Annotated in this window: 6 protein-coding genes; 2 read left to right on the top strand and 4 right to left on the bottom strand. The window is 58.0% G+C overall.

The annotated features are described in order from the left end of the window. Positions 1-119: 119 nt before the first annotated feature. Positions 120-590 carry a hypothetical protein gene (locus tag AC1DZ6_RS16805; RefSeq protein ID WP_477098288.1) on the bottom strand — a complete coding sequence of 157 codons (471 nt, stop codon included), beginning with the start codon at positions 588-590 and terminating at the stop codon, positions 120-122. Between the two features lie 836 nt (positions 591-1,426). On the opposite strand from AC1DZ6_RS16805, the gene AC1DZ6_RS16800 reads away from it, so the two are divergent. Both AC1DZ6_RS16800 and AC1DZ6_RS16795 read left to right on the top strand, forming a co-directional pair. Continuing rightward, positions 1,427-1,870 (top strand): type II TA system antitoxin MqsA family protein, encoded by a 444-nt coding sequence (locus AC1DZ6_RS16800; RefSeq protein ID WP_477098287.1) that lies wholly within the window; start codon positions 1,427-1,429, stop codon positions 1,868-1,870. Between the two features lie 24 nt (positions 1,871-1,894). Next, complete coding sequence (locus AC1DZ6_RS16795) at positions 1,895-3,760, top strand: ParA family protein (RefSeq protein ID WP_477098286.1); 1,866 nt, start codon at positions 1,895-1,897, stop codon at positions 3,758-3,760. 350 nt (positions 3,761-4,110) lie between these two features. On the opposite strand, the gene AC1DZ6_RS16790 is transcribed toward AC1DZ6_RS16795, so the two are convergent. The 3 genes from AC1DZ6_RS16790 to AC1DZ6_RS16780 are packed head-to-tail and all read right to left on the bottom strand — an operon-like array spanning position 4,111 to position 5,904. Continuing rightward, positions 4,111-4,497 (bottom strand): ubiquitination-like system serine protease family protein, encoded by a 387-nt coding sequence (locus AC1DZ6_RS16790; RefSeq protein WP_477098285.1) that lies wholly within the window; start codon positions 4,495-4,497, stop codon positions 4,111-4,113. Then, the gene (locus AC1DZ6_RS16785) at positions 4,494-5,678 is read right to left on the bottom strand and encodes a ThiF family adenylyltransferase (RefSeq protein WP_477098284.1); all 1,185 of its coding nucleotides are present in this window, start codon (positions 5,676-5,678) and stop codon (positions 4,494-4,496) included. Before AC1DZ6_RS16785 ends, AC1DZ6_RS16790 begins: the two co-directional genes overlap by 4 nt. Beyond that, entirely contained in the window at positions 5,653-5,904 is a 252-nt protein-coding gene (locus AC1DZ6_RS16780) for a multiubiquitin domain-containing protein (RefSeq protein ID WP_477098283.1), read from the bottom strand. Before AC1DZ6_RS16780 ends, AC1DZ6_RS16785 begins: the two co-directional genes overlap by 26 nt. Positions 5,905-6,255: the final 351 nt, after the last annotated feature.

The following is a 6,255-nucleotide window of genomic DNA, read 5'->3' as shown; positions in this document are numbered from 1 at the left end:
GAATTACACGCCCTCGCGGGCTGTAGCCCGCGCCGCCACCGAGATCGCGGACACGAGGCTATTCTCCGCAAATTGTGCGGAGAATAATCGGCATATTCTCCGCATCGCCATGCGAGCGCTCAACAGCGACCAGTCTTGGCGAATTCGCCGATACGATTGGGATCGGCCCTCACGACATGGATTTTGCGCAATTCCGAGTCCGGCGCCGGCGTCGGAACCATGGCTTTGCCGTAGTAGATCGAAACCGGCTGGTGGGTCGCCGACATGTGGATCAGCTTCTTGAGAGACTTCTTTCGCCACCAGCTGTCGATCTCGAACGCGATCGAACGCCCGCCCGGTGGCGCGTTCCAGACAACGTCGACCCGCCCGGACCGATTTTGATCCAGATAGGGCGTCGGGACCTCGATGCGCGCTTCGTAAGAGAGCGAGGTTCCCAGGGCTTGGATTCTTCGCTGCAGGATGTTGTGGAAGAACTTCCCGCGGTGTTCTGCGGTGATGGGCTGGAAGATCTCAGCATAGATCAGTTCAACGAGTTCAGCGGGCAGACGCCAGTCGCTGGACGGCGGAGACCAGAAGGAGGTAATTTTCATGAGTGGAACCCTTTCGGTGCGCAATTGCGCTCCACTCATCCCTTCCTCTCTCCTTTTGGATGTCGTCGGACAGGAAGCCTTGACTGTGTCGAGCCCAGGACGGCTCAATTTTGGCAATAATGGTCGAGTTGCTCGCTATGACCGCACCTGACTCATCGCTGACGTTGGGAAGGTCTGCTATCGGGCGGGGCCCGTAACGCCGCCGGGGCGAGCCCGAACCTGACTTTTCGCTGACGTTGGGAAGGGGCGCACGTGGGAGGCAGTCTAGGTGGGCGCGCGGACCAACGGAACTGACTCTCCTCCAATCTGAGAAGGTCCGGCCGATGGTTCGGATGGCCGTTCTGGAATGCGCACAGGAGTTATCGGTCCGACAGGGATCGTCGCTGCGACGTGGGTGGCGGGTGTCGGGTGTTGCGGGGTGTTGTGTCGTTCGATACAAGTGTTAGTATGAGCGATGAGCCCCCACTCGAGGACAAGCCATGGCTTGCCAATCCGGAATCGTGTCGCCAACTCCGGCTGCGTTGCGGGTCTGCGCGCACCAGGACAATTTCGCGCCCCCACCGGTGGGAGCCTTCGACGGTACGCATTCCAGGTTCCGATGACTACTACGACACCGCCAGTGCGTGGGCGCTAATTTGCGCGCTTCTCACTCAAGGCGTCGAGGTTGAAGAGATGACTCTCGACCAACCGGCCGGGAAGAAGGGTTACGTCTTGTTCGGTGAAGGCGTTGGCGGCCAAAGGATCTATATCAAGCTGATGTTCCTCGGGAACCTAGTAGCAGGACGCAGTTTTCACATTAGCGACGAAAAGAGCAGGCAAAGATGAGTGGCAACGGAATGAGCATCGCCGTGGGCCGGGTGTGCGAGGCTTGCGGTCAAGATCATGCCCGTTTGGTGACCGAGCGCATTGAGTTTGAGTACGGCGAACGAGGTGCAGGCGTCATGTTGCACGCGGATATTCCGATGTGGGTTTGTGACGCGTGCGGGGAGCAATATTCGGCCGAGGGTGCCGAGGCCGCGGAGCGAGAAGCGATCTGTCGTCATCTCGGTCGATTGACGCCGCGCGAGATCGTTGAGATCCGCATGAGGGCGAAGCTAACCCAGGATGGATTCGCACGCCGGCTCGGGGTTGGGCGTGTGACTCTGGCGCGCTGGGAGACCGGTCAGCAGTTGCAGTCGGCAGTCTATGACAAGCTTGTCCGCGACCTAGCGAATGACCTCGAAGTCGCCGCCGAGGTGTCGAGATATCAGTTCCGCACTGACGTAAGTTCGAGGTTTTGAGCTGATTAGAAACATGGCCGCCTGATGTATGTCGTAACTTTCTACTCCTACAAAGGCGGCGTTGGGCGCACGATGGCGCTGGTCAATATCGCCCATTTGCTGGCCGACATGGGTAAGCGGGTGCTCGTGGTGGATTTCGACCTTGAGGCACCAGGTCTATCAAGCTACGGCCCATTCCGTTGTGCGGGCGATCATCCAGGGTTGGTAGAGTTCGTTCAGACTTACCTTGATGATGCTGCTGCGCCTGACGTGATTGAATATATCATTGAATGTAAAACTGAAAAAAATCCGATCTGGTTGATGCCTGCAGGTCGGCATAAGCATCCCGGTTATGCGATAAATTACAGTGCAATTAATTGGCAAGAACTCTACCGCGATCACGAAGGGTTTTTGCTCTTCGAGGATCTGCGGCAACAGTGGGCCCAATATGACGGTCAGGGTTTCGACTATGTCTTAATCGACAGTCGCACAGGCCACACCGATATTGGTGGCATCTGTACCCGCCAGCTACCCGACGCCGTCGTTGTTCAGTACATGCCTAATGCGCAGAACATCGAAGGGCTGAGGCCGATTCTCGACTCCATTCGTGCAGAGAGTGCGCCAGTTCGACGTAAGCGCGTTCGTCTCCACTTCTGTCCTTCGAACTTGCCTGATGGCGGGGACCAAGAGCGGAGTCTTAGGGACACGCTCGAAAAAGCTCGCGTTGCGCTGGGCTATAAGCGTGATGCGTCGGCGATTTTTCACAACGGCGCCTTGGAGCTGCTTTCGCAGCCGGTCTACGTTGAGAGCAATCCAACTGCCCGGCTTTCGGGCGAGTATCGGATGCTTCACGACGCGATCATTGGTCACAATCTTGAGGATCGTGACGGCGCAATTATAGCGCTTGCGCGTATGCGCGAGGACTATCAGGTCGTGCTGACGGGGAGCGACCGAGGTCCCGATGAGGCTACGGTTGATCAAATCCGCGGTGACGCAGCGGCGATCGCGGCGCGGTTCCCGCAAGACCTTGATGTGAACTGGCACCTTGCCTTGCTTGCGGCGACGATGACGCGTCCGGAGGACGAGCGCACAGCTCTCGACGTAATTATCGCTGTGTCGGGGGATGACGTTTCGCTGCCGCTGTTGCGTCGTGCAAGGGCGCGAGCGTCGCTCGACGACGTCGGGGGCGCGGTCATGGACCTCGAACGGCTTCTTCTTTCTGAGAGTCCGAGTACGCTGGAGGTTGTACCGGCGAGTGGATTGTTGCGGCGACTTGCTCCAGATCGCGCACGCAACATCCTCCTGAAGGCTGCAACAAACCCAAAGATGGCGGCCCATGGACGCGGTCGAATCATTCAGGACCTGTTGGTCGATCGCGAAGTGGCACCCGAGATGGTCGCGTTGGCGCGCCGCTCGGTGCACCTTTCTGGTACTAGGCTGGAGGGTTCGACCGTCCTAGCTCTTGCGCTTATCGCCGATGGCCAATTCGAAATGGCTAGGGACGAAATTGCTTCGGAGCGCCAGGCTCTGTCTGCGCGAAATAGCATGGCCGACTTGTTCAATTATGGAGTCTGCGAGTGGGCTCTGGCGGGAGTGCCGCCGGCCGATCTGTTTGCCCAGGTCTTGGCGATCCGATCGCGCACTGGCGATAACAGCGACGTCAACGGATTGCAGTGCTTCTCTCTTTGCAATTATGTGCTCGAACGACGTCGCGAGGCGATCGATGATCTGCGAGAGGCGCAGCGCTCGGCATCACGCGTGACGTCGCCGGTTTTTAGTGCCTGGCGATACTTGAGTGTTGATGCAAAGGGGATGGCTGAGGATCTCGATGAGATGAATGACGTCTTCACGCGAGGTGCGGAGGTGCGACCTCCGACGCGTGACAGCTTCAAAGGCTCCAACGCGCAATAGGTTCAAAAAGCAAAAGGCCCGGGGGAACCCGGGCCTTTTGGCTTCTCAGCGATGAAGCATATTCAATCGAGATCATCGATCGGAGGGTCGTAAGTCATGATGGATTCTCTCCTCGCTGCGAATTCGTGGCGGCTTCTATGAAACCACTCTGCAGAAAAAGCTACCAGAGCCTAATGAAAAAATCTTCAAGGTCGGGCGGGTTCCGAAATGCTGGCGCGAGTGTGTCGAATGATGGAAGCGGCGGCGGTCGGATGGTCGCGATCCGCCACGGATTGCGACGCGCAGGTTGCCCGCGCGGGTCTTCATCCGCGCGGGCCTTGCGAGCTAGTGTGCTAGTTGGAAAGCTAGCTTCAGAAGAGCGTCTTCCAAAGACCCAACAGCCAAGACAGCACGCGCGCCGCCCAGGTTGGTCTCGTGTCGCGCGCTGCGTGGCGAGCGATTTGTGTCTGTATCACGTGTTGTGCTTGTCTCGCCGTGAACGGAGGCAGCCAGTCAACTTCGCCAGCCGTCACAATAAAATGCGAATGACAACCGTCGAGTATGCCGACTGAGGGGACAATCGTTGCGTTGCCACCTTCTTCGAAAACACGATGGCCATCGGGAACTAACAACGTGACGCGGCGTCCGCAGCCACACGCGCAAAGCAAGCCCGCGAGCTCGAAGTCGGCGGAGTGGTACACCACGCCAGGTTCCATAGGCGAAGGGATGCGATCAACCGCCAGATAACGGAATCTCACGTGCGTGCCGCCAATCTTTCAAGTTCGAACGATGTCGTCTCAAAGATGTAGGATGCTGCATTGTCCTCGCGGTCATAGAGCCCGAAGTGCTGTTTGAAGCGAATAACCGCAAGGGTCGCGTTAAGCGCATTGAGTTCCGCGATCTGTGCTTGCCGACGATATTCATCGGCCGCGGCGTCGCCTCCTGGCAGATGGACGGTTCGCGCTGTCTGATCAAATGCGGCGCGATCAACACCGGTGATCCGAACAACACCGTTGAGGCCTCCAGCAACCCGAGTCAGGCCCATCCCGCAATCTATGAACGGTACGCCATTCGAGCTCAGCCAATCGGTGATCAAGATCCGGGCCGGACCGCTATCGACCGAGAYAAAAACAAACTCGAACTTGCCGAGTTGGCTGATGTTCGCTTCGGTGATCCGCTCGGCGAAGGCCGTGATCGAGCCGTGCCACTGACTGTAGTGCGCGGCGAGCGCCTCAACCTTGGTTGCTCCGATCGCATTTGGAATAAAGCCTGGGATCCGAAAGATCGTGTGGACGTGAATTTTGTCGTCGTCGAACAGCGCTATTTCCGCGAGGTGGGTCCGCGCAAGGAAGTCGAGAATATACGACCCGGTCCCTCCTAAACCGATAATCGCTACCCGCTTGCCCCTGAGAAGCATGGAGGCGTCATTCATGTTGTAGCGAGCTGAGAGCGTATCCGGAAACTTCAGCGGAGTGCCCTGAGCCGCAGCCCCAGCCGCAATGGCCTTGAGGGGTGTCGCGTCAGGGTGCGCGGCCATGGCTGGCCCCGTAATCGCGTCGATGTAAGTGCGCACCTTTTCTTCAAAGCTGCGGTAGGGGCGCAGTTCACCATTCTCGCGCAGCTTGAACGAGAACCGCTCAGTGGTGACGAAATTCTCCTCGACCGTCTTTGTCTCGCTACCGCCTCCAAGGCCGACCGGGCGGCCCAATTGGTTGTGCGGGCGACTTCCACGAAACCAAGCCTGGTGATCGCCCGGCGGGTCGAGGACGTAGCCGTTGAGATCGACCGGGCTTACCCAGTCTCCATAGGCAAGCGCCCCCTCAGCATTGAGGTACGGAAGGCCGTAAACCACGAAATGCCCACCAAGAAAGTCAAGGCTATAGCCGTCGGCCTCCAGATCCGCGACGAACGGATTATGACTCGCCAGTTCCACTAACACGAAAGCGCATCCCTTCCTTGACCATTACTTCGCCACCGGGCGACAGGGTTCCGCTGACATTACCCGACGCTCCGCGCGAATATTTCACGAGGTACTCGGGAGCGGTTTCGCCGCCATCCTTAAGGTAAAGTGCAACGACTTCGTCGTAGGAGATCTTTTCCTTTGCCACGACGTGATCGTCTTGATTAACTGTGATGGTAACTTCTTTAGGAGGCTTCGCAGCCATACTTGCTTCTCCAGATATTGAGGGCGCCAAAAAACGTGCCCCTTCGCTGAAGCCCCTCAGCGCTCCATCGACGAGTCATTATGGCGGATTGTATCGAGCGATACAAGATGTATCGTTCGATACAGAACATTTTTCGTCTTGCTGCTTAATTGGCTCGAGCTCGCATCGCTGGGCTTCCAATCCCGCCACCGTGAGAAATCTCATCCACCGGCATTCTCCGGTTGCCATGCGTCATAATCGGTCGCGTGCATGTCGATTGAGGGCTTCGGTAGCTGGCTACCGTTCAGGGCAAACGCCCGCGCCGTTGGTCGACGCGGGCGGACAACCAAATCGACTGCTCCAGCCGGTAGG

This window comes from Caulobacter sp. P1_B12_2 (genome assembly GCF_056406675.1).
This window is presented reverse-complemented; position numbering and strand designations above follow the sequence as displayed.

What these genes read in the sequence shown, in the direction of transcription:
- AC1DZ6_RS16805 (WP_477098288.1), bottom strand. Translation starts at nt 590, where the DNA reads ATGAAAATTACCTCCTTCTGGTCTCCGCCGTCCAGCGACTGGCGTCTG.
- AC1DZ6_RS16800 (WP_477098287.1), top strand. Translation starts at nt 1,427, where the DNA reads ATGAGCATCGCCGTGGGCCGGGTGTGCGAGGCTTGCGGTCAAGATCAT.
- AC1DZ6_RS16795 (WP_477098286.1), top strand. Translation starts at nt 1,895, where the DNA reads ATGTATGTCGTAACTTTCTACTCCTACAAAGGCGGCGTTGGGCGCACG.
- AC1DZ6_RS16780 (WP_477098283.1), bottom strand. Translation starts at nt 5,904, where the DNA reads ATGGCTGCGAAGCCTCCTAAAGAAGTTACCATCACAGTTAATCAAGAC.